The 1,175-nt window shown below is 64.6% G+C and carries 1 pseudogene; it reads right to left on the bottom strand.

Annotation, left to right across the window (positions count from 1 at the left end):
* Positions 1 to 1,175: pseudogene (locus tag U5A58_RS40350) on the bottom strand (hypothetical protein); the annotation flags it as partial.

Here is a 1,175-nt window from a genome sequence, read left to right on the forward strand (position 1 = left end):
AACCGCGTCAGCCAGCTGGCCGTTAATGTTCGTGATGTCGCCAGCCAGGTCCGAGATGCTCTGGTTCGTCGCGTACAGCTGCGAGCCGTTCACCGCATCGAGGCTCGACGCGCTCAGCGCGCCGTTTGCCACGTTATGCAGCGCCACTGCCGAGGTCGCACCCGTGCCGCCCAGCGTCACCGAGTCATGTGCCGACGAGTCGTACAGCACGGCGTCAGCCAGCTGGCCCTGCATGTTCGTGATCTGGCCGTTGAGGGTCGTTACGTCACCCGAGAGCGTCGAGATGTTGCCTTGGATCGTCGTCACGTCGCCCGAGAGGTTCGACACGTTCGTGTTCGTCGCGTACAGCTGCGAGCCGTTCACCGCATCCAGGCTCGATGCGCTCAGCGTGCCATTCGCCACGTTATGCAGCGCCACTGCCGAGGTCGCACCCGTGCCACCCAGCGTCACCGAACTGTGCGCCGACGAGTCGTACAGCACCGCGTCAGCCAGTTGGCCCTGCATGTTCGTGATCTGGCCGTTGATGGTCGTCACGTCACCCGAGAGATTCGACACGTTCGCGTTCGTCGCGTACAGCTGCGAGCCGTTCACCGCATCCAGGCTCGATGCGCTCAGCGTGCCGTTGGCCACGTTGTGCAGCGCCACTGCCGAGGTTGCGCCCGTGCCGCCCAGCGTCACCGAGTTATGCGTCGACGAGTCGTACAGCACCGCGTCGGCCAGCTGGCCCTGCATGTTCGTGATCTGGCCGTTGAGGGTCGTCACGTCACCCGAGAGCGTCGAGATGTTGCCCTGGATCGTCGTCACGTCACCGGCGAGGTTCGTCACGTTGCCCGCGAGGTTCGACACGTTCGTGTTCGTCGCGTACAGCTGCGAGCCGTTCACCGCATCCAGGCTCGTTGCGCTCAGCGCGCCGTTCGCCACGTTATGCAGCGCCACTGCCGAGGTCGCACCCGTGCCACCCAGCGTCACCGAGCTATGCGCCGACGAGTCGTACAGCACCGCGTCAGCCAGCTGACCCTGCATGTTCGTGATCTGGCCGTTGATGGTCGTTACGTCACCGGCGAGGTTCGTCACATTGCCCGCGAGGTTCGACACGTTCGTGTTCGTTGCGTACAGCTGCGAGCCGTTCACTGCGTCGAGGCTCGATGCGCTCAGCGCGCCGTTCGCCACGTTGT

It is taken from the genome of Paraburkholderia sp. J7 (assembly GCF_905220155.1).
In the GTDB taxonomy this organism is placed as follows: domain Bacteria; phylum Pseudomonadota; class Gammaproteobacteria; order Burkholderiales; family Burkholderiaceae; genus Paraburkholderia.